Source organism: Jatrophihabitans sp. (genome assembly GCA_036389035.1).
Taxonomy (GTDB): Bacteria; Actinomycetota; Actinomycetes; order Mycobacteriales; family Jatrophihabitantaceae; genus Jatrophihabitans_A.
In genome coordinates this window covers 44835-67262 of sequence record DASVQQ010000015.1, presented here as the reverse complement: position 1 = coordinate 67262, position 22428 = coordinate 44835, and the positions used below count along the sequence as shown (strand labels likewise).

Sequence of the window (22428 nt, the reverse complement as noted above, 5' to 3'; positions counted from 1 at the left end):
TAGCTTTAGGAAGGCGAGGGAAGCCGGCCGTAGGAGGTGCTGCGCTGCCTGGCGGGGCGGCCGGCGAGCGCGGCGACCGCTTCGAGTTCGGCGACCGAACGTCGCGATCCGTGCTCGGAACCGGCCATCCGCGAGATGGTCTCCTCCATCAACGTCCCACCCAGGTCATTGGCCCCGCCGCGCAGCATCTCGGCCGCGCCGGCCTCACCGAGCTTGACCCAGCTGGTCTGGATGTTGGCGATCTTGCCGTGCAGCATGATCCGCGCCATCGCGTGCACCGCCTTCACCTCGCGCTGCGAGGCGCCGGCCCGGGCCAGGCCCGCCAGGTAGATCGGCGACTGGTTGTGGACGAAGGGCAGCGGCACGAACTCGGTGAAACCGCCGGTCTCGTCCTGCAGCCGGCCGAGCAGCCGCAGGTGCGCCACCCAGTGCCGGGGGTGATCGACGTGACCGAACATCATCGTCGAGGTGGTGGGGATGCCGAGCCGGTGGGCGGTGGTGATGACCTCGACCCACGCCGAGGTGGGCAGCTTGCCCTTGGTGAGCACCCAGCGCACCTCGTCGTCGAGGATCTCGGCCGCGGTGCCGGGCAGCGAGTCGACCCCGGCCTCCCGGACCCCGATCAGGAACTCCTCGATCGACAGGTTGGCCCGGGCGGCGCCGTTGACGATCTCCATCGGGCTGAAGGCGTGCAGGTGCATCGAGGGCACCGCCCGCTTCACCGCCCGGGCCAGTTCGAAGTAACCGCTGGCAGGGAGCTTGGGGTCGATGCCGCCCTGCATGCAGATCTCGGTGGCGCCGTCGGCGTGCGCCTGGCGCACCCGGTCGGAGATCTCCGCGGTGGACAGGGTGTAGGCGTCGGCGTCGGTTGCCCGCTGGGCGAACGCGCAGAACCGGCAGCCGGTGTAACAGATGTTGGTGAAGTTGATATTGCGGTTGACGACGTAGGTGACGTACTCGCCCACCGTGTCGCGCCGCAGGTCATCGGCCAGCGCGGCGACCGCCGCCAGCCCGGCCCCGTCGGCCTGCATCAGGGTCAGCGCCTGCTCGTCGGACAACCCGGCCGGATCGCGCTCGGCGGCGCGCAGCGCCTGGGCCACCTCGGAGTCCAGCGCGCTCGATCCGGGTGAGAAGACCCGGTCGCGCAGGGCGTTCCAGTCGCCGTAGACCTCGCTGAAGTCACTGCGCCGGTCGCTGCTGCGGCCGTCGGTGTCGACCGCGGCGTGCAGGTCCACCCGGCCGCTGGACTCCCAGGCCGAGTCCGGCTCCTGCCAGGGCAGGCCGGTCGGGCTCAGCACGCCGCCGTCCGGCCGGGTCCGGGCCAGTCCGGTGGCCGGGTCGGCCAGCGCCCGGACGTGCGGCAGCACCCGGGGATCCAGCCACGGCGCCTCGGCCAGCACGTAGGACGGCTGCGCGGTCAGCCGCTCGGTGAGCGCGAAGCCACGCCCGGCCAGCAGGTCGGTGAGCTTGTCCAGCTCGGGCCACGGCCGTTCCGGATTGACATGGTCGGGGGTGAGCGGCGAGACGCCGCCGAAGTCGTCCACCCCGGCGTCGAGCAGCAGCAGGCACTCGGTCAGGTCGACCAGGTTCGGCGGGGCCTGCACCCGGAGCTTCGGCCCGAGCACCAGCCGCGACACCGCCAGGGTGGCCAGGTACTCGTCGAGGTCGAGGTCGGGGTCTTTGCGCATCGCGGTGTCGTCCTTGGCGCGGAAGTTCTGCACGATCACCTCTTGGATCGCGCCGAACTCCCGGGCGCTGGACCGGATCGCGAACAGCGACTCGGCCCGTTCCTGCCGGGTCTCGCCGATGCCCACCAGGATGCCGGTGGTGAAGGCCACGTTGAGCCGGCCGGCGTCGGTCAGCACCCGCAGCCGCACCTCGGGGTCCTTGTCAGGGCTGCCGAAGTGCGGCGCGCCGGGCTCGGTGAACAGCCGCCGGGCGGTGGTCTCCAGCATCATCCCCATGCTCGGCGCCACCGGCTTGAGCCGCTGCAGCTCGTCCCAGCTCAGCACCCCCGGATTGAGGTGCGGCAGCAGCCCGGTGCGCTCGAGCACCGCGATCGCCGCCGCCCGGACGTAGTCCAGCGTGGAGTCATAGCCCCGCTCGCCCAGCCATTCGCGGGCCTGTGGCCAGCGGTCCTCGGGCCGGTCGCCCAGGGTGAACAGCGCCTCCTTGCAGCCCAGCGCCGCGCCCTGCTCGGCGATCGCCAGCACCTCCTCGATCTCGAGGTAGGCGGCCGGCAGCCGGTGCGGCACGGTGGCGAAGGTGCAGTAGTGGCAGCGGTCCCGGCACAGCCGGGTCAGCGGGATGAAGACCTTGCGCGAGTAGGTGATCACGCCGGGGCGCCCGGCGGCGACCAGGCCGGCGTCGCGCACTCCGGCGGCGATCGCCATCAGCTCGCTCAGCTGGCTGCCGCGCACCGACATCAGCACCGCCGCTTCGACGGCATCCAGCGCGGCGCCGTCGCGGGCTCGCCGAAGCGCCCGGCGGATGGCCGACTCGGACGGCTGCTGCTGGCTCACGCCTTTGAGCCTAGCCACCAGGGCCAGCGGCGTTCGCCAGGTGCGGTGCGCGGGCAGCCCGCCGAAAGTCGCCGGGCGCGCCTAAGCTGGCCATCGTGCCAGTGACGTCCAGATGTGCGGGCAGGTCCCGGTGACCACGCTGCCCGGCGACACCGAGCAACTGGCCCTGGCAGTGTGCCGGCTGGCCCTGAACCCAGCCCGTGGCCGGTTGCGCCACCCGCACCATGTCGGCATCGCCGTCCGGGCGGCGCTGTTCACCGAACTGGCCGGCTCCGGCCGGCTGATCGGGCTGCACCACCCGCAGGCGATCGGCGAGGCCGTCACCGGCAACCCGCTGACCGACGCGCTGCACCGGGCGGTGGCCGGCCGCCGGCCCACGCCTTGGCGACGCTGGTACGGCCACATCGACGCCGACCGCAAGGCCGCCACCAACGCCCTGATCGAGGCCGGCCGGTGGCGGTCGGAGGGCCGCCGGCTGGTCGATGTCGATCCGTCCTCGACGGTGCTGCAGCAGCAGCAGGTCGCCACGCTGCTGGCGGCCAAGCAGGCTCCGGAGACCCTGGACCTGGCGCTGCTGGTGCTGCTGGCCGGCGGTTACGGCGCGGGCTCGGTGCGGCCCGGTCCTAAGCGCAGCCGGCGGCTGGCCAAGCCCTGGCTGGAGCCTCACCTGCAGATCGCCGGGCACGGCGGCGACGCCACCCTGGCGGCGCTGCGGGGGGCCTTCCGGGCGATGCACCGGGCCAACACGCTCCCGTTCACGTCCCGCTGACCCGCGTCGCCCGCGACCCGCTGACTCGCCCGCCCCGATCTCAGCCGGCCCCCGCCGTCGCCCTGCCGCCTCCCGCCGAGTGCGTTCGGCTCCTGATGAATTAGGTTTCTCCGGTGCGCATCACGGTGTTGGCAGGCGGAGTCGGCGGAGCCCGGTTCCTGCAGGGCGTCCGGGCCTACGCCGCCGGGCTGCCCGGCTCCGAGGTCACCGCGATCATCAACACCGGTGACGACGTCACGATGCACGGCCTGCGGATCTGCCCCGACCTCGACAGCGTGATGTACACCCTGGCCGGCGCGGTGGACGCCGAACGGGGCTGGGGCCGCGAGGGCGAGAGCTGGCGGATCATGGACGAGCTGACCGAGTACGGCGCCGAGCCGACCTGGTTCAGCCTCGGCGACCTTGACATCGCCACCCACCTGGTCCGCACCCAGATGCTGGCCGCCGGCTACCCGCTCTCCGACGTCACCGCGGCGCTGTGCCAGCGCTGGCAGACCGGCGTCCGGCTGTTGCCGATGACCGACGAGCGTTGCGAGACGCATGTGGTGATCACTGATCACGGCAGCCGCCGGGCCATCCACTTCCAGGAATGGTGGGTCCGGCACCGGGCCGGGATTCCGGCGTTGGAGTTCGTCCAGGTCGGCCTGGAGTCGGCCCGGCCGGCAGCCGGCGTGGTGGCGGCCATCGAGCAGGCCGATCTGGTGCTGATCGCGCCGTCCAACCCGGTGGTCTCGATCAACACCATTCTCAACGTGCCGGGCATCGGCCAGGCGCTGCGGTCAGGGCCCGCTCAGGTCATCGGGCTGTCGCCGATCATCGGCGGCGCGCCGGTCCGGGGCATGGCCGACGCCTGCCTGCCGGTGCTGGGCGTGCAGACCTCGGCAGCCGGGGTGGCCGGGCTGTACGGCGCCCGGTCAGACGGCGGCGTGCTCGACGGCTGGCTCGTCCACACCGGCGACACCGCCGAGCTGCCCGGCCTCACGGTGCTGGGCCGGGACCTGCTGATGACCAGCCCCGAGGCGACCGCGGCGATGGTCGCCGACGCGGTGAGCATGGCGGGCCGGTGAGCGCTGCGCATGGCGGGCCGGTGAGCGCTGGGCCGGGCGTCGAGCTGCTCGCGGTACGGGGGATGCCGGAGCTACGCCCGGGCGACGATCTGGCCGCCGAGATCATGCGGTGCGCGCCGTGGCTGGCCGACGGCGACATCCTGGTGGTGACGTCGAAGGTGGTGTCCAAGGTCGAGGGCCGGTTGATCAGCACCTCCGGAGATCCGGCCGAGCGCGAGGTGGCGCGGCAGCAGGCGATCGCGGACGAGACGGTGCGGGTGATCGCCCGCCGGGGGCCGCTGCGGATCGTCGAGACCCGGCACGGCCTGGTGATGGCCGCGGCCGGCGTCGACGCCTCGAACCTGGCCGGCGGCGAGCTGGCGCTGCTGCCGCTGGACCCGGACGCCTCGGCCCGCCGGCTGCGCGACACCCTGGCCGAACGCGCCGGGCTGCGGGTCGCGGTGATCATCTCCGACTCGATGGGCCGGCCGTGGCGCCACGGCATCACCGACGTGGCGATCGGGGTGGCGGGGCTGAGCGCCGTCCGGGACCAGCGCGGCGAGCGGGACCGGCACGGCAACCTGCTCGAGGTCACCGAGGTCGCGGTGGCCGATGAGCTGGCCGCGGCCGCGGACCTGGTGAAGGGCAAGCTGTCCGACATCCCGGTCGCGGTGGTGCGCGGGCTGGCCCACTCCGACTATCCCGACGACGGCCGCGGCTCGGCCTCGCTGATCCGCCGCGCCTCGGACGACCTGTTCGGAATGGGCACCGCCGAGGCGCTCGCGCTGGGCCGCGCCCAGGCCGGCGCCGGCGCCGGCGCTGAAGCCGGCGATGCCACGGGCGATGGTCAACCCCGCCCGGACGTCTCGGCCCTGCACGCCGACGTGCTGGCGACGCTGGCGGCGATGCCGCTGGACCCGGCCGACGGCACCGGCCAGGCCGCGATCCGAGAAGGCTTCTACGGGTTGCTGGCTGCCCGTCCGGACGCCACCCGGCTGGCCTGCGTCCCCGGTCACATCACGGCCAGCACGTTGCTGCTGGACTCCGACGCCAGCCGGGTGCTGCTCACCCTGCACCCGAGGGTTGGCGCCTGGGTGCAGCTCGGCGGGCACATCGAGGACACCGACGAGTCACTGCTGGCCGCCGCGGCCCGCGAGGCGGCTGAGGAGAGCGGCATCGCCGGCCTCGTGCTGGACCCGCTGCCGGTCAACCTGGACGTGCACTCGATCACCTGCGCGCTGGGGCTGCCCACCCGGCACTACGACGTCCAGTTCGTCGGCCGGGCGCCGGCCGGCGCCGAGCCGGTGATCAGCTCCGAGTCCGACGACCTGCGCTGGTTCGGGGTCGGGGACCTGCCCTCGGACGTCTCACCGGAGCTGCCGGGCTTCATCGACCGGGCTGTCCGGCGGGTGGCGGGCGAACCGAGGACTGGCGGTGGGAGCCGATGACTGAACAGCCCAAGCCCGAACAGGTGAGCGACCCGTTGCGGCAGGTGCTGGACTGGCCGGTGCCGCACGCCGCGGCGGCGGTGCTCAGCCGGGCCGGCGTGCTGGCTGAGGTCGGCGACACCTCGATGCGGTTTCCGCTGGCGTCGGTGACCAAGCCGCTGGCCGCGCTGGCCGCCCTGGTCGCGGTCGAAGAGGGCGCGATCGAGCTCGACCGTCCGGTGCTGGAGTACGCCCCCGATCGGCTGGGCGAGGAGCTGGCTGCCGAGCTGGGTTCGATGACCCTGCGGCACCTGCTCGCGCACGCCTCCGGGCTGGCCCCCGATCGTCGCCGCCGGGGCGCCGATGTCGGGGTTCGGCGGATCTACTCCAACGTCGGCTACGACCTGGTCGGCGAGCTGGTCGCCGACGCGACCGGAATCGCCTTCGACGACTACCTGCACGAGGCGGTGTTCAGCCCGCTGCGGATGCGCACCGCTGTGCTGGAAGGCTCACCGGCCTTCGCGTGCACCGCCTCGGTGGCCGACCTGGAGATTTTAATCGGCGAGCTGCTGACCCCCGGCGGCCTGCTGCACGCCGACACCCTGGCCGATGCCCGATCCGTCCAGTTCCCGGGCATTCTCGGGGTGCTACCCGGTTATGGCGGCCAGCGCCCGAACGACTGGGGGCTGGGCTTCGAGATCCGCGGCCTGAAGGACCCGCACTGGACCTCGCCGCGCAACTCCCCCGCCACCTATGGCCATTTCGGCCGCAGCGGCACCATGTTCTGGATCGACCCGCAGGCCGGGCTGGGCCTGGTTGCGCTGGCCGACAAGGGCTTCGGCCCGTGGGCGATCAAGGCCTGGCCGCGGCTGTCGGAGGCGGTGCTGGACAGCTACAGCTAGCTGGTCGTGGGGACGAGCCGGCTGGGCTTGGACCGGTGCAGTGGGCCGCCCAAGTCTTAAAGCCGCTAGCGCGTAGCACTTGTGCTAACTTAAATGCATGACGGGTTTGCGGGAGCTGCGGCAACAGGCCAGCGAGCTGGTCCGGCAGGCTGAGGCCGGTGAGACGATCACGGTGACGGTCTCCGGCCGCGAGGTGGCCGAGTTGGGACCGGTGCGACGCAACCGCTGGCGGCGGGGCGCCGAGATCGCCGAGGTGTTCCGCGGCCCGGGCGACCAGGAGTGGGCGCGGGACCGGGATTCGGTCGATGACCGCGTGGTCGACCCGTTCACCCGATGAGGGTCGTGCTGGACACCAGCGTGTTGCTGGGTCCTGATCCTGGTCTGATCGACGCCGACGTCGCCATCTGCGCGGTGTCGCTGGCCGAGCTTCACTTCGGTGTGCTGGTCGCGGCCTCGCCGGCGGTGCGGGCCGAGCGCCTCCGCCGGCTGGGCATCATCGAGAAGACCTTCGACGCGCTGCCGGTCGATGACGCCGTGGCACGCGAGTACGGCCGGTTGGCGGCGGCACTGGCGGGCCGGCAGCCGAAGGCTCGCGCTGCCGATCTGCTCATCGCCGCGACCGCCGCCGCGCACCAGGCGACGCTGTGGACTCGCAACCCGAACGACCTGGCAGGGCTCGAAGGCCTTGTCGACCTTCACCAATCGGCTTGAGCCCTCGTCGGATCATCACCGTCCTGGCCGAGGTCAGGGGCTGGTGAGGAGGACGAGTCGCTGGGTCGCCCGGGTCATCGCCACGTAGCGGTCGACGGCTGCTTCGATGGCACCGGCGCCGCCTGACGTCTCCGCGCCTGATGCCTCCGCGCCTGATGTCCCGGTGCCTGAGGCCGCCCGGTCGATGAGCACCACCAGATCGAACTCCAGCCCCTTGACCAGCTCCGGGGTCAGCGACCGGACCCGCGGCTTGCCTTCCAAGGCTGCTCGCAAGGCGGGATCCTCGATCGAGGATGTGCTTACGACGCACGCTGTTCCTTCACCATGCTCGGCGAGCCAGCTGTCGAGGATCACGCTCAGCTCCGAAACCGATCCGCGCCGCACGGGGACGCCGGCGCCGCGGATGGAGGTCGGCACGTTCGCGTCCGGGAGCACGGCCCGGATGACCGGCTCGGCCTCGGCCATGATCTCTTTCGGCGTCCGGTAGTTGATGTTCAGGGTGGCCACGCTGATCCGGACCAGTCCGATCCGGGCCAGCCGCTCCTGCCACGACTCGGGAAACCCGTGCCGGGCCTGGGCGCGGTCCCCGACGACGGTGAAGCTGCCGGACGGGCAGCGCGGCAGCAGCATCTGCCATTGCGCATCAGTCAGTTCCTGAGCCTCGTCCACCACGATGTGCGCGAACGGGCCGGCGAGCAGGTCCGGATCGGCGCCGGGCAGCGCGGCCTCGTCGACCAGGGCGTCGCGCAGATCCTGCTGGCGCAGGCTGGTCATCAGGAGCAACTCGGAGTCATCGGCCGCGATGAGGTCATCGACCACCCGGGTCATCTGCTCCCGTTGGGAGGCGAGAGCCGCGGCGCTCCGGCGTTTGCGCCGCGACGCCTCCGGGTCACCGAGCCGCCGCCGCGCCGCATCCAGCAACGGCAGGTCGGACTCCGTCCAGGCCTGGGCGTCTTCGCGTTGCAGCAATCGAACCTCGGCGGCGCTGAGCCACGGAGCGCACCTGCGCAGGTAGGCCGGCACCGACCACAGGTCAGCGACCAGGTCAGCCGCGTCGATCAGCGGCCACGCCCTGTTTAAGGTGGTGAGCAGTTCCTCGTTCTGCAGCAACGACTTGCGCAGCAGGTGGGGCGAGGCGTCGCCGTCGTGCTTGTCCATCAGGATCACGAGCAGTTCCTCGAAGACCTGCTCGCGCGCCTCGTTGTGCGGGGTGCCCGGCTCGGCCGCTTCGAACGCCTCGGCCCACTCATCGGCGCTCAGCCAGCTGTCGGACCAGTGCGTCTGGACCGCCATCGGCTTGGTGGGCGGCTCCTCGTAGAACCGGACGGCCGTCTCGATCGCCGTCACCAGGTCCGCCGACGACTTCAGCTGGGCCACCCGCGGGTCGGCCTCGATCCCGGCCACAGCTCCCTCGGCGACCAGGTCGCGCAGGGTGCAGGTCTGCACGCCCTCCTCGCCGAGGCCGGGCAGGACGTCGGCGACGTAGTCCAGGTAGGGCTGGTGCGGGCCGATGAACAGCACGCCGCCGGTGGAGTGACCGCTGCGGCGGCCGAGGCGAGGGTCGGAGTAGAGCAGGTAGGCCGAGCGGTGCAGGGCCACGACGGTCTTGCCGGTGCCCGGGCCGCCGTCGACGACGAGCGCGCCGCCGGATCCCGCGCGGATGATGGCGTCCTGGTCGGCCTGGATGGTGGCGAGCACGTCACGCATCCGGGGCGAGCGGCTGCTGCCCAGGCTGGCGAGAAAGGCGGATTGGTCGTCCAGCGCGGGGTGTTCGGCCATTCCGGCCATCCCGTCGGTGCTGAACACCTCGTCCCAGTAGTCGCTGATCCGGCCGCCGGTCCAGCGGTACCTGCGGCGGCTGGCCAGGCCCACCGGGTTGGCATGGGTCGCTCCGAAGAACGGCTCAGCCGCGGCGGAGCGCCAGTCGAGCAGCAGCCGGTGACCCGCGGGGTCGGTCAGGCCGAGCCGCCCGATGTACACCGGCTCGGGGTTGTCCGTGCTGACCATGTGCCCGAGGCACAGGTCCAGGCCGAAGCGACGCAGGGCGCGCAGCCGAGCGTTCAACCGGTGGATCTCCAGGTCCCGGTCCAACGCCTGCTGGCCGGCGCCACCCGGCGCCTTGCGCGCGGCATCGAGCCGGTCGGACAGGTCGGCGATCGACTGCTCGAGGCTTTCGGCGATGGCCGCGAAGTGCTGCTCGTCGCCGGCGATCAGCCGTGGGTCGGCCTTGGCGCTGAGGTGGTCGGGAAGGTCGAACGCGCTGGTGGTAAGGGGGTTCACGTGCAGCTCCGATCCGAGGCCCTGGCCTCGGTCGGCGATTCTGCGGCGCCACCCGGGTCTTGCCGCAAGCCCCCCGGTGCGCTATAAGTTGAAAGTGGCAAGGAGACAATGACCTCCTTGCCTTTCGTCTTCTCAGATCCCGGACATGTCCTGCGGGCTGTACCGCGGGCCGTACTTGGGCGGCGTCAGGCCGCTGAGCAGGATCAGCCGGATCACCCGGGCGCGCTGCCCGGCCCACGGCTCGAGCAGCTCCAGCATCGTCGCGTCGTCGGTGCGGGGCGCACCGGTCAGGGCGAAACCCACAATGTTGGAAAGGTGAAAGTCCCCGACACTGACGGCGTCCGGGTCACCGAGCGCCCGCACTGTGGTCTCGGCGACGGTCCACGGCCCGACGCCGGGCACCAGCGCCAGCCGCTGCCGCGCCGCGGCGATCGACTGGCTGGCAGCCAGCCCCACGCACTCCTCCAGCCGGCCGGCCACCGTCGCCGCGGCCCGGACCGCCCGGTAGCGCTTGGCGTCTACCCCGAACCGGTGCCAGTCCCAGCTGGGCACCTCCAGCAGCCGGGCCGGCTCGGCCGGCAGCCACAGCCGCGGTTCGGCCGGTCCCGGCGCCCGCTCGCCGTAGGCGTAGGTCAGCAGCCGCCAGGCCCGGAACGCCTCCTGGCCGGTGACCCGCTGCTCCAGGCAGGCCGGCACCAGCGAGTCCAGCACCAGGCCGGTCCTGGTCAGCCGGACGCCGGGCCGGTTGCGCCGGGCCTGCCGCAGCACCGGATGGCCGCTGACGTCGAGCTCGGACCAGTCATCGCCGGCGCCGAGCAGGTCCGGCGTCGCTGCCAGCAGCCAGTCCGCGCCGGCCCCCCAGGCTCGGGCGTGCAGCTGCTCGCCGGCAGCGCTGATCGCGAGGGTTCCGGGGCCTTGCGGGGTGCGGCAGGCCCACCAGAACGTGCCGTTGACGAACCGGGCGGTCGGGTCGCCGGCGCCGTGGCACAGCGGTCGCAGCGTCCGGACCAGGTCGACCGGCGCCGGCGGCTGCCAGCGGAGTTCGGCCATGGCCGGGCTGCTCATGTCGACGCCGGAACTAGCTGTCGGCCGAGAAACGGACGCTGCCGTCAGCGAGCTGGACGTCCGGCCAGACCCGTGCCCCGGCCAGCAGTTCGATGCCGGCGCCGAGCACCGCCCGGTCCCCGATCACCACCGAGTCCAGCAGGGTGCCGGGCCCGACCACGGCGTCCCGGCCGATGATGCTGGCGCGCACCGAGGCGCCGGCCGCCACCCGGGCGCCGTCGAAGAGCACCGAGCCGTCGATCACCGCGCCCGACTCGACCACGCAGTTCCGCCCGACCGTGCAACCGCCGGTCAGGACCGCGCCGTCGGCGACCTTCGCCTCGGGCAGCACCAGCGCCTCGCCGGTGGGTCCGGGCAGCGCCTCGGTGGGCGCGATTCCCCTTACCAGATCAGCAGATCCGGCCACGAAGTCAGCAGGCTTGCCCAGGTCGCGCCAGTAGCTGGTGTCCAGGTAACCGGTCACCAGCGCGCCGCCGGCGAGCAGGCCGGGAAAGGTCTCGAGCTCCACCGAGACCGGCCGTCCGGACGGGATCGACTCGACGACAGCGCGGGAGAACACGTAGGTGCCGGCGTTGATCTGGTCGGTGACCGGGTTCGGGTCCTTCTCCAGGAAGGCGGTCACCCGGCCGTCGGCGTCGGTGGGCACGCAGCCGAAGGCGCGCGGGTCTTGCACGGTGGTCAGGTGCAGGGTGACGTCGGCCGACGTCCGGCGGTGCTGGTCCAGCAGGCCGGTCAGGTCACAGCCGGTCAGGATGTCGCCGTTGAAGATCATCGCGGTGTCACCGCGCAGCAGGTGCGCGACGTTGCCGATCGCGCCGCCGGTGCCCAGCGGCACGGTCTCCACGACGTACTCCAAATCCAGGCCGAGCGCGGCGCCGTCGCCGAAGTGCTCGGAGAACACCTCGGCCTGGTAACTGGTTCCCAGGATGACGTGGGTAATCCCGGCGGCCTTGATCCTGGACAGCAGGTGGGTCAGGAACGGCACGCCCGCGGTCGGCAGCATCGGCTTCGGCGCCGACAGCGTGAGCGGCCGCAACCGGGTGCCCTTGCCACCCACCAGCACTATCGCCTCGACCGATGACGTCATCCAACATCCCCCTTATCGGCACTGACGGCATTGTCGCCGCTGGCGGCGCTGGCGGCACTGGCCGCATTGCCCGTGCGAACCTCGCCGTCCGATCGCCGGCGCTGCTTGCCGTGCGGGCGGGCGCCGGCGCTGACACCGGCGATCCGCAAGGACAATTGTTCACGCACTGCCAAACCGAGGCGTATCACCAGCCGCAGCGGCAGCCAGCGCAGGCCCGAGTAGTGCCGGCTGAAGTACAGCCAGGCGCTGCGATGGTGCGCCGAGGTCATCGCCGAGGGGTTTCGCGAGGTGGCGTGCGCCCCGGTGTGGGTCACCGCCGCCGAGGGGACGTAGACATTCAGCCAGCCGGCGTCGGCCAGCCGCTCCCCCAGGTCCACGTCCTCGAAGTACATGAAGTACGCCGGGTCAAAGCCCCCGACGGACTCGAACGCCTGCCTGCGCAGCAGCAGGCAGGACCCTGACAACCAGCCGGCGGTCCGCTCGGCCGGTTGCTCGTTCTCGCGCCGGTAGCGGGTGCTCCACGGGTTACCCGGCCAGAACCAGCCGAACACGGCATGACCGATGCCTCGTCCGAGGGTGGGCAGCGCCCGGGCCGACGGGTAGACCCCGCCGTCGGGCTGGCGGATCAGCGGACCGAGCGCGCCGGCGCGGGGCCAGCGCTCGGCCGCGGCCAGCAGCACGTCGATCGAGCCCGGGTCCCACACCACGTCCGGGTTGGCGGCCACCACCCACTCGGCGCCGGTCGCCGCGACACCGGCGTTGACGCCCCCGCCGTAGCCGAGGTTGCCGCCGGTGCTGATCAGCCTGACCCCGGGACGCCGCGCGGCCGCCTCGGGCGCCCCGTCGCTGGAGCCGTTGTCGGCCAGCAGCACCTCGACCTCACGGTCGGTGGCCAGCGCCAGGCTGTCCAGAAAGCTGGTGAGCGAGCTGCCCGGCGAGAAGGTGACCGCGACAACCGTGAGGGTGTCCCCGGCGACGGTGTCCTTGTCGAACGTGGCGTCGGTCAACGCCTGCCCTCCTGCCTGGAGCGCCGCAGCGCGTGCTCGTAGCCGCGCAGGTGCGCCTCGGCACAGGCGGCCCAGGTGAACCGCGCCGCCCGGGCCAGGCCGGCCTGGCCCAGTTGCTCGCGCAGCTGCGGGTCGGTCAGCAGCCAGCCCAGCGCGTCGGCGATCGAGTCGTCGGTGGGCTCGGCGTAGGCGACCGCCTCACCGCCGACCTCGGGCAACGCCAGGCGCCGGGTGGTCAGCACCGCCGCGCCGCAGGCCATCGCCTCCAGCACCGGCAGCCCGAAGCCCTCGCCCAGGCTCGGGTAGGCCACCACGGTGGCCGCGCCGAGCAGGCCGGGCAGCTCGGCCAGCGGCAGGTAGCCCGGACGCAGCAGCCGCAGCCCGGCCGGCACCGCCGCCACCGCGGCCTCGAGGTCGCGGTCCCAGCCGGCGCCGCCGGCCAGCACCAGGGCCGGCGGCGGGCCGGCGAGCCGCGCGCAGGCCGACACCCAGCCCCGGATCAGCGCCGGCACGTTCTTGCGGGGTTCCAGGGTGCCCAGGAACGCGATGAACTCCTCGGCCGGCTCCAGCCCGGCGGCGGCCCGGGCCCGGGCCTTGGCCTCGGCGTCCGGCGGCTTGAACAGCGCCGTGTCGACGCCCAGGTGCGCGACCTGCGCCCGGTCGGGTTCCAGGCCCAGCCGCCGGTGCAGCTCGTCGGCGGTGGCCTGGGCCGGCACGATGCAGACGTCGGCCCGGCGCACCGCCAGGCGGGTCGCGGCGCGGAAGAACGGGCCCTTGGTGCGGGTGTGCCACTGCGGATCGGAGAAGAAGGTGCCGTCGTGCACCGTCACCGCCAGCGGGCCCCGCCAGCGCAACGGGTGGGTGTAGTGCGGCGAGTGCAGCACGTCAGGGGCCAGCCGGGCCGCCACCCCGGGCAGCCCGTACTGCTCCCAGGCCAGCCGGGCAGCCCGGCCGGCCGGCACCGCCACGTCCGGGACGCAGGCCACGCCCAGGTCCTCGAAATGCTTGCGGTCACGGGCCTGGGCGAGGGCTGTCACCTCGACACCGGCGGTCACCAGGGCAGGCAGGACGTTGTCCAGGTAGCGCCCGACGCCGCGCAGTTGGGCGGGGATGGCCGTGGCGTCGACGAGCACACGCAGCACGGCAGGACTCCAGACCGGGATCGGGACCGCGGAAAAAATCGATCCTAGTGGACCACTGGTGCAACCTATTGCGTCCAGCGCTCGGCCGAGGCGACCGCCGCGCCGTCCGCGACTGGCCGTCCGGGGGTCGGCCAGGCACTAAGCTCGATGTCCGTGCCGGTATCCGACAGCGACGCGTCAGCGGCCTTGCCGACGCCGACGCCCACGCCGTCGCCGACGCCGGCTCCGCCCGACCAGCCCACCCGGTCCCGGCTGGCGGTGGCGCTCAAGGCCGGCGGGCTGGTGATCGCGGTGCTGGCGGTCGCGCTGTGCGTGCTGACCCTGGCCCGGGAGTGGAACAGCATCTCCGACGCTCTGGCCGACGCCCGGCCCGGCTGGCTGCTGCTGGCCCTGCTGACCGCCGCGGCGGCGATGACCGGGCTGGGGCTGCTGTGGTGGCGCTGCCTGCAGGTGTTCGGGGCCGCCACCCGTCGACGGGACGCGGTGGCCTGGTACTTCGGCGGTGAGCTGGGCAAGTACGTCCCGGGCGGTGTCTGGCCGGTGCTGGGCCGCGGCGAGCTGGCCGCGCGGGCCGGCATCTCCCGCTCGACCGGGTACCTGACGACGCTGATCTGCTACGCCGTGATGTGCGTGGCCGCCGCCGTGGTGTGCGGGGTGCTCGCGCCGTTCGTGGCAGCCGACGGCGACGGCCTGAGCTGGGGCTGGCTGATGCTGGCGCTCATCCCGCTCGGCGTCGGCGCGCTGCACCCGGCGGTGCTGGGGCGGCTGCTGGCGGTGGGCGCGAAGCTGACCCGCGGCCGGGTCCGGATCGAGCCGCAGCCGTGGCGCGCCATGCTGGGCCTGACCGCCTGGTCGATCGCCACCTGGCTGCTGGTGGGCGCGACGTCGGTGTGCGTCACCGAGGCGCTGGGCTACTCCCAGCAGCCGGCTCGGGTAGCGTTCGCCGCGGTAGCGGCCTGGATCATCGGCTTTCTGGCCATCCCGGTTCCGGCCGGGGCGGGGCTGCGTGAGCTGGTGTTCCTGGCCATCAGCGGCCTGGACAACGGGCCGGCGGTCGCGGTGGCAGCCATCGCCCGGCTGCTGTTCATCGCCGTCGACGCCGGCGGCGGGCTGCTCGGGTTGTGGGCGGTGCGCCGGGCCGGCGGGGCGGTCACGGCGAGCACGGCAGCCACCAGCACGGCAGCCACCGACGGCGCGCCGGCAGGTGGCGCCTTGACGAACGGGAGCATGCAGTGACCAACAAGCCGAACGCGCTGTTGCGCGCCAAGGGGCTTTACGCGGCCGGCGCGCGGGGAGCCGGCTCGGTGCTGACCAGGGCGGGCCTGCTGAGCGAGCAGCCCCCGTCGCGCGATCAGCGCACCAAGCACTGGATGTACAGCCTGACCCGGGCCTATGACTCGCTGGCGATCGCCGAGCTGGACGTGCCGTGGTGGACCTACCGGGCCGTCGACGTGGTCGAGGCTTGGCTGACTGCTCACCCCAAGCCGGTCCGGGTGTTCGAGTACGGCTCGGGCGCCAGCACCCTGTGGCTGGCCAAGCGGGCCGATGAGGTGCATTCGGTCGAGCATCACCGCGAGTTCGGCGAGCACCTGCGGCCCTCGCTGGCGCCGCTGGCCAACGTCGACTTCCGAATCGTCGAGCCGGTGCCCTCGGACGCTCCGGTGGTCGGCTCCCGCAAAGAAGGCGCGGCCGGCCTGGACTTCGCCGGCTACGTGGCCAGCATCGACGACGTGCCCGGTGAGTTCTCGCTCATCGTGATCGACGGGCGCGCTCGCGAGGCCTGCCTGGAACGGGCCCGGCACCGGCTCGAACCGGGCGGCGTCATCGTCTTCGACAACACCCGCCGGCGTCGCTACCGCGAGGCGATCCAGCGGTCCGGAATGGCCGAGCGCCGGCTGACCGGTCTCACCCCGACCCTTCCCTACCCCGACCAGACCTCGATCCTGACGGCCCCGTGATGCCCGTCCGCCCAGTGGCCAGGCCCGGCGGGCCGCGCGCGCTGACCGGCCGGGCCCTGCTCCGGCGGTACGATCGACGGGGTCCCTTCAGCGCCGAACGGAGTACTTCGTGACCAACGCACGCCTGTCAGACGTGGACATCTCCCTTGTCATTCCTGCCAAGGACGAGGTCAAGACGATCGCTCCGCTGGTCGCCGAGATCGTCAGCGCGATGCGGCAGCGGCCGGAGTTCAGCTACGAGATCGTCTTCGTCGACGACGGCAGCACCGACGGCACCTGGGACTCGATCGAGGCGGTCGCGGCCGTCGACCCGCGGGTGCGGGCGCTGCGGTTCCGCAGCAACTTCGGCAAGGCCGCCGCGCTGGCGGCCGGCTTCGCCGAGGCGCACGGCGAGATCATCATCACGATGGACGCCGACATGCAGGACGACCCCAACGAGCTGCCCCGGATGCTGGCCATGCTGGAGAGCGGCTTCGACCTGGTCACCGGCTACAAGCGCGACCGCAAGGACCCGCTCGGCAAGCGGCTGCCGTCCAAGCTGTTCAACCGCGCCACCGGCGTGGTCACCGGCCTGAAGCTCAACGACCACAACAGCGGCCTGCGGGTGGCCCGCAAAGAGATCTATGACGTGGTGCCGCTGTACGGCGAGCTACACCGTTACGTCCCGGCGCTGGCGCACGCCAACGGCTTCCGGGTCACCGAGATCCCGGTCAACCACCGGCCGCGGCTGCACGGGGTGTCCAAGTACGGCCTGGAACGCTATGCCCGCGGCGCGCTCGACCTGCTCACCGTCGTCTCGATCACCCGGTACGGCCGGCGGCCCTCGCACCTGCTGGGCGGGCTCGGCCTGATGTTCGGCGTGCTCGGCTCGCTGATCCTGACCTACCTGCTGGCGGTCTGGCTGTTCACCGACAACGGCATCGGCACCCGGCCGCTGCTTCAGTTGGGCATCCTGCTCGAGATGCTGGCCGTCCAGCTGATCGGCATGGGGCTGCTGGCCGAGCTGATCATCCATCGGACAGATCGCAACTTCGACACCTCGGTGCCGTTGCGCAGCAGGACCCGGCCGATTCCGAACGTGCCCGCCGTGTCGGGCGTGCCGGTGGCCGACACCGGCGTCGAGACCGCGGTGCTGGCGAACGACGGCGCGCCGGCAGCCACCACCGCTCCGGTTGCCGCCGGCGCCACCTCGATGCCGGCGGCCTCGACCGAGACCACGGTGCTGCCCGCGCTGACCCCGCAGAACTCGCAGCCCCCGACCGATCCGGCGCTGGCCCGGCCGCGGGCGAACTGATCGACTGTGGACACCACGATCACCGACAGCCCTTCCGAACGCGAGACCGACCCCGAGCGCACCGGCAGGACCGGAGCCGGGGCGAGCGCGGTAGGGTCGGTCGCTGATCGTCCCGGCCGGTTCGGCCGGTGGGGTGAGCGGGCCGGGACCGTGCGGCCGGGCTGGTGGGCCGCGCTGCTGGTGTTGCTGCCGGCGCTGCTGATGGCCCGGCGGGTCGGCAAGTCCACCCAGATGCAGTACCAGGACTACTGGCCCTCGCTGGTGCGCATCACCAACCCGGACGGCAGCCTGCACCTGCGCGGGTTGTTCAGCTACCAGAACGAGCACCCGTTCTTCGTGCCGCAGGTCGTCTACTACCTCGACGCCAAGCTGCTGAACGGGACGAACCACGAGCTGGGGTACTTCGCCATCGGAATGGCGCTGGCCTCGCTGGCGGTGCTGTGGTTCCTGCTGCCGAGCCGGTGGCCTCCCCTGGCGCGGATAATGCTGATGCTGGCCGCCAGCGCGGTGCTGTTCTGCCCGACCGGGGCGTGGAACTACCTCAAGGGCATGAGCGGGACGGCCTGGATCACCGCGAACGTGTTCGGGCTGCTGGGCGTGCTGTTCGCCCGGGACCGGCGCACCGGCCTGGCCGTGGCCGCCGCGGCGCTGGCGCTGCTGAGCTACGGCACCGGGTTCGCCGCGCCGCTGGCCATCGTGGTGGTGGCGCTGCTGCGCCGTGATCGCTGGTGGCGCTGGGCCCTGCCGCTCGGGTTGTTCTTCGGCGCCGCCGTGGTGTACAAGCTGACCTCCAACGGCGGCACCACCGGCAAGGGGATCAGCAAGGACCCGGGGCTGCTGTCCCAGACGTTCCTGACCAACCTGTCGACGCTGTGGGACCCGACCGGCGGGACGTTCGGCCTGGTGGCCGGCGCCGGCGGGCTGGCGGTGCTGGCGGTGGGCTTCGTGACGTTCTGGACCCGGCGCGAGGAGTACGCCGACCTGATCCCGTGGTGGGGGGTGGCGACCTACTCGCTGCTCGCGGCCGGTCTGATCTCCCTCGGTCGCAGCGAGGTGTTCCTCGGCGACGGCGCCCAGGCACGTTACGTGTCGCTGTCCGGGTTGTTCTGGATCGCGGTGGCGGTGGTCGGCATCCGGACGCTGCGCAGCTCGCGCGAGCTGACGGTCGGCATCGCGGTCATCGCGGCCGCGGTCGCGGTGTTCTGGGCGGGCAGTCCGCCGCTGTATCAGACGACAGCCGGCGAGTCGCCGGTGCAGAACGCGATGGCCGCCGGGGTGCGGTTCGACGCGACCGACCCGTTCCAGCCCCGCCTGCAGGACCCGGACGCGGTGGTCTCCCGGCTCAAGGGCCTGGGCAGCTACCCGTTCACCAGCGACTACACCCTGGGCTGCGGGCTGAAGCCTGAGGACTCCATCGACCTGGCCAAGGCCCGCCCGCTGCCCGTCCGGCTGTTCGGCAAGTCGGCCTCCCTCGATCAGGACCGGTTGGTGGGCGGCACCCGCGAGTTCTCCGGCTGGATCCACTGGGTCGGGCACCCGCTGCAGTGCGTGGCGGTCACCGACGGCAGCGGCAAGATCATCGGCGGCGGCGCGACCCAGGTGGTGCGCACCGACGTCTCGACCGCCAACCGCGGCTTTCCGAACAACACCGGCTTCATCGCCGTCACCCCGTCCTCCAACACCGACGCCAGGTTGGTGTTCGGCTTGCCCGACGGCTTCTACACCCTGCCGGCCATCCCGACCCCCTAGGGTGCGAAGGCAATGACGACCGCCCCGCACTCCAGGCGCGCGCAGGGGGTTGCAAACCGCCAGGTTCGGACGACTGACTTGTGATGGATGACGATGCGCGCGAGCTCGACGAGCTCGTGGAGCGGTGGCAGACAGGCTACGGCGACGTCCGGAGCCTGTATGACTCGTTGCGCGAAGGCATGCACCAGACCGCTCGCCGGGGCATCCAGCGGGTCATCGCCAAGCCGCCCGACGAGCACCGGGTCCAGGACGTCGTCTACATCGCCTTCATGGAGCTGCTGCGGGGCGACCCGGCGGCGATGACCTCACCGGTCGGGCTGGCCAAGACCATCGCCTACCGGCGCGGTATCGACGAGGGCCGCCGGATCCTGCGGGAACGCCAGCGCATCTCCAGCCTGGACGCCCTCGAGATCGCCGGCACCCTGCCCGACCGGCGCGAGATCCTGGCCGCCGCCGAGGAGGAGGCGTTGCACCAGCTGGTGACCACGTGCCTGGAGAGGTTGACCGCCGATCAGCGCGCGGTCGTCCGGGCGACGGTGATGGGCAACCAGACGCTGTCGGACTGGGCGTTGACGGCCGGCACGACGCATCAGGCGGTGAGCCGGCTGCGCTCGCGGGCCCTGGACTCGCTGCGGCGATGCGTGAAGCGCCTGCGCAACCCGTCAGGTGGAAGGGAGGCCAGCCGTGGACGCAGCTGACTTCGATGACGTGTCCAGCGACCTGGTCGACAGCTACCTCCTGTTCCTCAGGGGACGCGGGCCCGAGCCCGACCTCTCGAGCTTGTCCAACGACGAGCGCCGGCGATTGCGCGAGCAGTTCGCGATCGTGGCCGCGCTGGCCGATCGGGCCCCGGCGCTGCCGCCGCTGGAGAGCGACCCGGTGGCGATCCGGCTCGGCCTGGTCGCGCCCGGTACGCAGGCGGCGGCCACCGGCAGCCGGTCCCGCCCGGACGCCGCAGCCGGGCCGGAGGTGGCTGACCCCGTCACTGATCCGGTCGAGGTGGCGCTGCGCCAGCTGGAGCTGCGCTTCGACCGGCAGGTGGTGGTGGACCGCTCCCCCGCCTGGAAGCAGTGGCAGTCGGCGCAGCTGTCGGCGGTGGCCCAGTGCAGCGCCCTCGGTGACAGCGTCGCGTTGTTCAGCGCGCCGCCGGCCGCCCTGACGGCTGAGCCGGCCGAGGTCGCGGTGTTCCTGCGGCGCTACCCCGACATCTCCGCGGTGTGCCTGAGCACGCCCGACGCCCGGCACGCCGTGCTGCTGACCGCGGCGGACGCCAACGCCTCGATCGACCCGGTCCGGGGTTGGCTGGAGCCGGGGGTCCACACCGCCGCCGACCTGCTCGAGGTCACCCTGGGCCGGTATTTCGAGTCCCGGCTGCCGCGCTGGGAGCGGGTCGCCGGGTTCACCGAGCTGATCGACCTCGGCGACGTGAGCGCCGACGCCCTCGCGGTCGCCACCGCCACGCTGGCCGCCGCGCGGCGGTCCCGGCCCCGGCTGCAGCACAAGCGCGAGGCCGTCACCGCGCTGAAGTCACTGGACCCGTCGAGCATCGGCGGGGTGGTGGCCGACGTGCAATCAGGCCGGCTGCACGGCACTGCCCTCATCACCCGGCTGGCGGCCCTGGCCGAGGCGGTCGCATCGTGATCCGCCGGATCGGGGTGCGGCACTGGCGGGCCTATGAGGACCTGGACCTGCGGCTCACCCATCCGGTGACGTTCTTCGTCGCGCCGAACGGCGTGGGCAAGTCCTCGCTGGTAGAGGCGGTCCGCTGGTGCCTGCTGGGCCTGCCCGACGGCCGCGCCGCGGTTCGGGCGATCCGCAGCGGCCACGACTCGGCGTCGGTCCAGCTCGGCTTCGACCTGCCCGGCCACCCGGACGTCCGGGTCAGCAGGTCGCTTCGCCGCAACGGCGTGAGCACGTTCTCGGCGAGCGTCGACGGTGACGCGCTGGACGAGCGCGCTTATCTGAGGCTGTTGGCCAAGGCCTGGTCGGCTGACCGCACCGTGCTCGACGCGGTGGTGTTCGGGCCGCCGCCGGCCGCCGGCAAGGCCACCGGCTTCCCGGTCCGGGACCACCTCGCGCAGGTGTTCGGCGTGCAGACCCTGCTGGCCGCGGCAGCCCAGCTGGCCGAACGCCGCCAGGTGCTGGCGGCCGAGATCAGGTCGCTGCGCGCCGACGCGCAGGCCGGTGACGAGGAGTTCGAGGCCGCGGCCCACGCCATCTCTGCCCTCGAGGCCGAGCTCGAGGCGACCTCGGCGCGGCGGCAGCAGCTGGCCGAGCAGATCACCGCGCTGGAACCGGCGGCCCGGCTGGCCACCCGCTGGGAGCAGTACCGGACCGAGGCCGCCGCTTTCAACGAGAAGGCGACCGCGCTGGCCGAGCAGATGGCAGATGCCATCGAGGTGGGCGAGCGTGACCTGCTCACCGCCATCGACGAGAGCCAGCGAGAGGTGGCTGCCGCGCTGGCCGAGACCGCGGAGGCGACCTCGGCAGCGGAGGTCCGCGTCGCGCAGTCGGCGACGGCCGCTCAGCTGCTGGCAGGCGCCCCCGGTCACTGCCCCACCTGCCTGCGCCCGCTGAGCGAGCACGAGCGCGAGGCCGCCCTTGCCGCGCACGGCCAGGTCGGCGCGGACACCGACACCGACATCCAGCGGCACCGGGAGGAGGCCAGGCGGCTGCGCGCCCGGATGACCGCGATCTCCCGGTTCACCGCCGCGCTCAGCAAGCTGCGGCCGCCGGTGGAGCCCGACGAGGCCGATCCCGGCCCGGCCGCCACCGCCGCGCTCACCGACGCCCGACGTCAGGACGTCGAGCTGGCCGAGCAGCACGGCGCGCTCACCGCCCAGCTCCGGGCCGCCCGGCAGCGGCTCACCGACCTCGACACCGCCGCCGCCGATCAGGCCGCGCTGGTGGCGGCGTCCCGCGAGGACCTGGTGCTGGAGGTGACGCAGAACAGCATGACGGCGCTGGCCGACCGCTACCTCACCCAGCGGATCAACCCGCTGGCGACCGAGATCAGCCACCGCTGGAAGCTGCTGTTCGGCTCCGAGGGGCTGCGGTTCGGCCCGCACGGGCAGTTGACCTTCAGCGAGGGCGGCGTCGACCTGCTGCTGGAGGACCTCAGCGGCGCCGAGCGCGCCACCGCGGTGCTGGTGACCCGGCTGCTGCTGGCCGCCTCGGCCACCCGGGCCTCGACGATCTGGTTCGACGAGCCCCTGGAGCATCTGGACCCGGCTCGCCGCGCGGCGGTCGCCCAGACCCTGGTCCGGGCCGCTCAGGCCGGGGCGATCGATCAGATCCTGGTCACCACCTACGAGGAGGGCCTGGCCCGCCGGCTGCAGGCCACCGCGCCGGACACCGTGGCACTGACCTACGCCCATACCACGACGCGCTGACAAATCTTTTAGACACGCCGGGGTTGCAAAACAGCCCGCTCGGTCGACTTTTCAGTGAGAGCCCCTAAGTCGGGGCC

19 protein-coding genes are annotated in these 22428 nt (G+C 72.7%); 13 read left to right on the top strand and 6 right to left on the bottom strand.

Annotated features, from left to right (window positions below; translation table 11 throughout):
• Positions 1-5 precede the first annotated feature (5 nt).
• Positions 6-2522, bottom strand: coding sequence for a bifunctional FO biosynthesis protein CofGH (locus VF557_11200; GenBank protein ID HEX8080768.1), 2517 nt, complete (start codon positions 2520-2522; stop codon positions 6-8).
• Between the two features lie 130 nt (positions 2523-2652).
• Here VF557_11200 and VF557_11195 point away from each other — a divergent pair, with 130 nt between their 5' ends.
• From VF557_11195 to VF557_11170, 6 genes are all read left to right on the top strand, one after another.
• The gene (locus VF557_11195; GenBank protein ID HEX8080767.1) at positions 2653-3291 is read left to right on the top strand and encodes a GPP34 family phosphoprotein; all 639 of its coding nucleotides are present in this window, start codon (positions 2653-2655) and stop codon (positions 3289-3291) included.
• A 113-nt stretch (positions 3292-3404) separates the two neighbouring features.
• Entirely contained in the window at positions 3405-4358 is a 954-nt protein-coding gene (gene cofD, locus VF557_11190) for a 2-phospho-L-lactate transferase (GenBank protein HEX8080766.1), read from the top strand.
• Entirely contained in the window at positions 4355-5785 is a 1431-nt protein-coding gene (locus VF557_11185) for a coenzyme F420-0:L-glutamate ligase (protein HEX8080765.1), read from the top strand. Before cofD ends, VF557_11185 begins: the two co-directional genes overlap by 4 nt.
• Positions 5782-6666 (top strand): serine hydrolase domain-containing protein, encoded by an 885-nt coding sequence (locus VF557_11180; protein HEX8080764.1) that lies wholly within the window; start codon positions 5782-5784, stop codon positions 6664-6666. Before VF557_11185 ends, VF557_11180 begins: the two co-directional genes overlap by 4 nt.
• A 97-nt stretch (positions 6667-6763) precedes the next feature.
• Positions 6764-7003 carry a type II toxin-antitoxin system prevent-host-death family antitoxin gene (locus VF557_11175; GenBank protein HEX8080763.1) on the top strand — a complete coding sequence of 80 codons (240 nt, stop codon included), beginning with the start codon at positions 6764-6766 and terminating at the stop codon, positions 7001-7003.
• Complete coding sequence (locus VF557_11170; GenBank protein HEX8080762.1) at positions 7000-7377, top strand: PIN domain-containing protein; 378 nt, start codon at positions 7000-7002, stop codon at positions 7375-7377. The genes VF557_11175 and VF557_11170 overlap by 4 nt, the downstream gene beginning before the upstream one ends.
• A 33-nt stretch (positions 7378-7410) precedes the next feature.
• On the opposite strand, the gene helR is transcribed toward VF557_11170, so the two are convergent.
• From helR to VF557_11145, 5 genes are all read right to left on the bottom strand, one after another.
• Complete coding sequence (gene helR / locus VF557_11165) at positions 7411-9657, bottom strand: RNA polymerase recycling motor ATPase HelR (GenBank protein HEX8080761.1); 2247 nt, start codon at positions 9655-9657, stop codon at positions 7411-7413.
• Between the two features lie 132 nt (positions 9658-9789).
• Positions 9790-10722 carry a hypothetical protein gene (locus tag VF557_11160; GenBank protein HEX8080760.1) on the bottom strand — a complete coding sequence of 311 codons (933 nt, stop codon included), beginning with the start codon at positions 10720-10722 and terminating at the stop codon, positions 9790-9792.
• 13 nt (positions 10723-10735) lie between these two features.
• Complete coding sequence (locus tag VF557_11155) at positions 10736-11809, bottom strand: NDP-sugar synthase (protein ID HEX8080759.1); 1074 nt, start codon at positions 11807-11809, stop codon at positions 10736-10738.
• Entirely contained in the window at positions 11806-12816 is a 1011-nt protein-coding gene (locus VF557_11150; protein ID HEX8080758.1) for a glycosyltransferase family 2 protein, read from the bottom strand. Before VF557_11150 ends, VF557_11155 begins: the two co-directional genes overlap by 4 nt.
• Positions 12813-13958: a glycosyltransferase family 1 protein gene (locus VF557_11145; GenBank protein ID HEX8080757.1), complete on the bottom strand. Its 1146-nt coding sequence runs from the start codon at positions 13956-13958 to the stop codon at positions 12813-12815. Before VF557_11145 ends, VF557_11150 begins: the two co-directional genes overlap by 4 nt.
• 147 nt (positions 13959-14105) lie before the next feature.
• On the opposite strand from VF557_11145, the gene VF557_11140 reads away from it, so the two are divergent.
• The 7 genes from VF557_11140 to VF557_11110 all read left to right on the top strand — a co-directional run bounded on the left by VF557_11140 (position 14106) and on the right by VF557_11110 (position 22351).
• Complete coding sequence (locus VF557_11140) at positions 14106-15194, top strand: lysylphosphatidylglycerol synthase domain-containing protein (GenBank protein HEX8080756.1); 1089 nt, start codon at positions 14106-14108, stop codon at positions 15192-15194.
• On the top strand, positions 15191-15916 hold the full coding sequence (locus tag VF557_11135; GenBank protein ID HEX8080755.1) for a class I SAM-dependent methyltransferase: 726 nt from the start codon (positions 15191-15193) through the stop codon (positions 15914-15916). The genes VF557_11140 and VF557_11135 overlap by 4 nt, the downstream gene beginning before the upstream one ends.
• 109 nt (positions 15917-16025) lie before the next feature.
• Positions 16026-17210, top strand: a complete 1185-nt coding sequence (locus VF557_11130) for a glycosyltransferase family 2 protein (protein HEX8080754.1) — start codon at positions 16026-16028, stop codon at positions 17208-17210.
• A 6-nt stretch (positions 17211-17216) separates the two neighbouring features.
• Positions 17217-18959 (top strand): hypothetical protein, encoded by a 1743-nt coding sequence (locus tag VF557_11125; protein ID HEX8080753.1) that lies wholly within the window; start codon positions 17217-17219, stop codon positions 18957-18959.
• An 83-nt stretch (positions 18960-19042) separates the two neighbouring features.
• Complete coding sequence (locus VF557_11120; protein HEX8080752.1) at positions 19043-19657, top strand: hypothetical protein; 615 nt, start codon at positions 19043-19045, stop codon at positions 19655-19657.
• The gene (locus tag VF557_11115; protein HEX8080751.1) at positions 19644-20600 is read left to right on the top strand and encodes a hypothetical protein; all 957 of its coding nucleotides are present in this window, start codon (positions 19644-19646) and stop codon (positions 20598-20600) included. The genes VF557_11120 and VF557_11115 overlap by 14 nt, the downstream gene beginning before the upstream one ends.
• Positions 20597-22351: an AAA family ATPase gene (locus VF557_11110; protein ID HEX8080750.1), complete on the top strand. Its 1755-nt coding sequence runs from the start codon at positions 20597-20599 to the stop codon at positions 22349-22351. The genes VF557_11115 and VF557_11110 overlap by 4 nt, the downstream gene beginning before the upstream one ends.
• Positions 22352-22428 lie beyond the last annotated feature (77 nt).

Coding starts and splice junctions, on each gene's coding strand:
- VF557_11120 (HEX8080752.1), top strand. CDS start 19,043: ATGGATGACGATGCGCGCGAGCTCGACGAGCTCGTGGAGCGGTGGCAG.
- VF557_11140 (HEX8080756.1), top strand. CDS start 14,106: ATGTCCGTGCCGGTATCCGACAGCGACGCGTCAGCGGCCTTGCCGACG.
- VF557_11180 (HEX8080764.1), top strand. CDS start 5,782: ATGACTGAACAGCCCAAGCCCGAACAGGTGAGCGACCCGTTGCGGCAG.
- VF557_11170 (HEX8080762.1), top strand. CDS start 7,000: ATGAGGGTCGTGCTGGACACCAGCGTGTTGCTGGGTCCTGATCCTGGT.
- VF557_11155 (HEX8080759.1), bottom strand. CDS start 11,809: ATGACGTCATCGGTCGAGGCGATAGTGCTGGTGGGTGGCAAGGGCACC.
- VF557_11160 (HEX8080760.1), bottom strand. CDS start 10,722: ATGAGCAGCCCGGCCATGGCCGAACTCCGCTGGCAGCCGCCGGCGCCG.
- VF557_11175 (HEX8080763.1), top strand. CDS start 6,764: ATGACGGGTTTGCGGGAGCTGCGGCAACAGGCCAGCGAGCTGGTCCGG.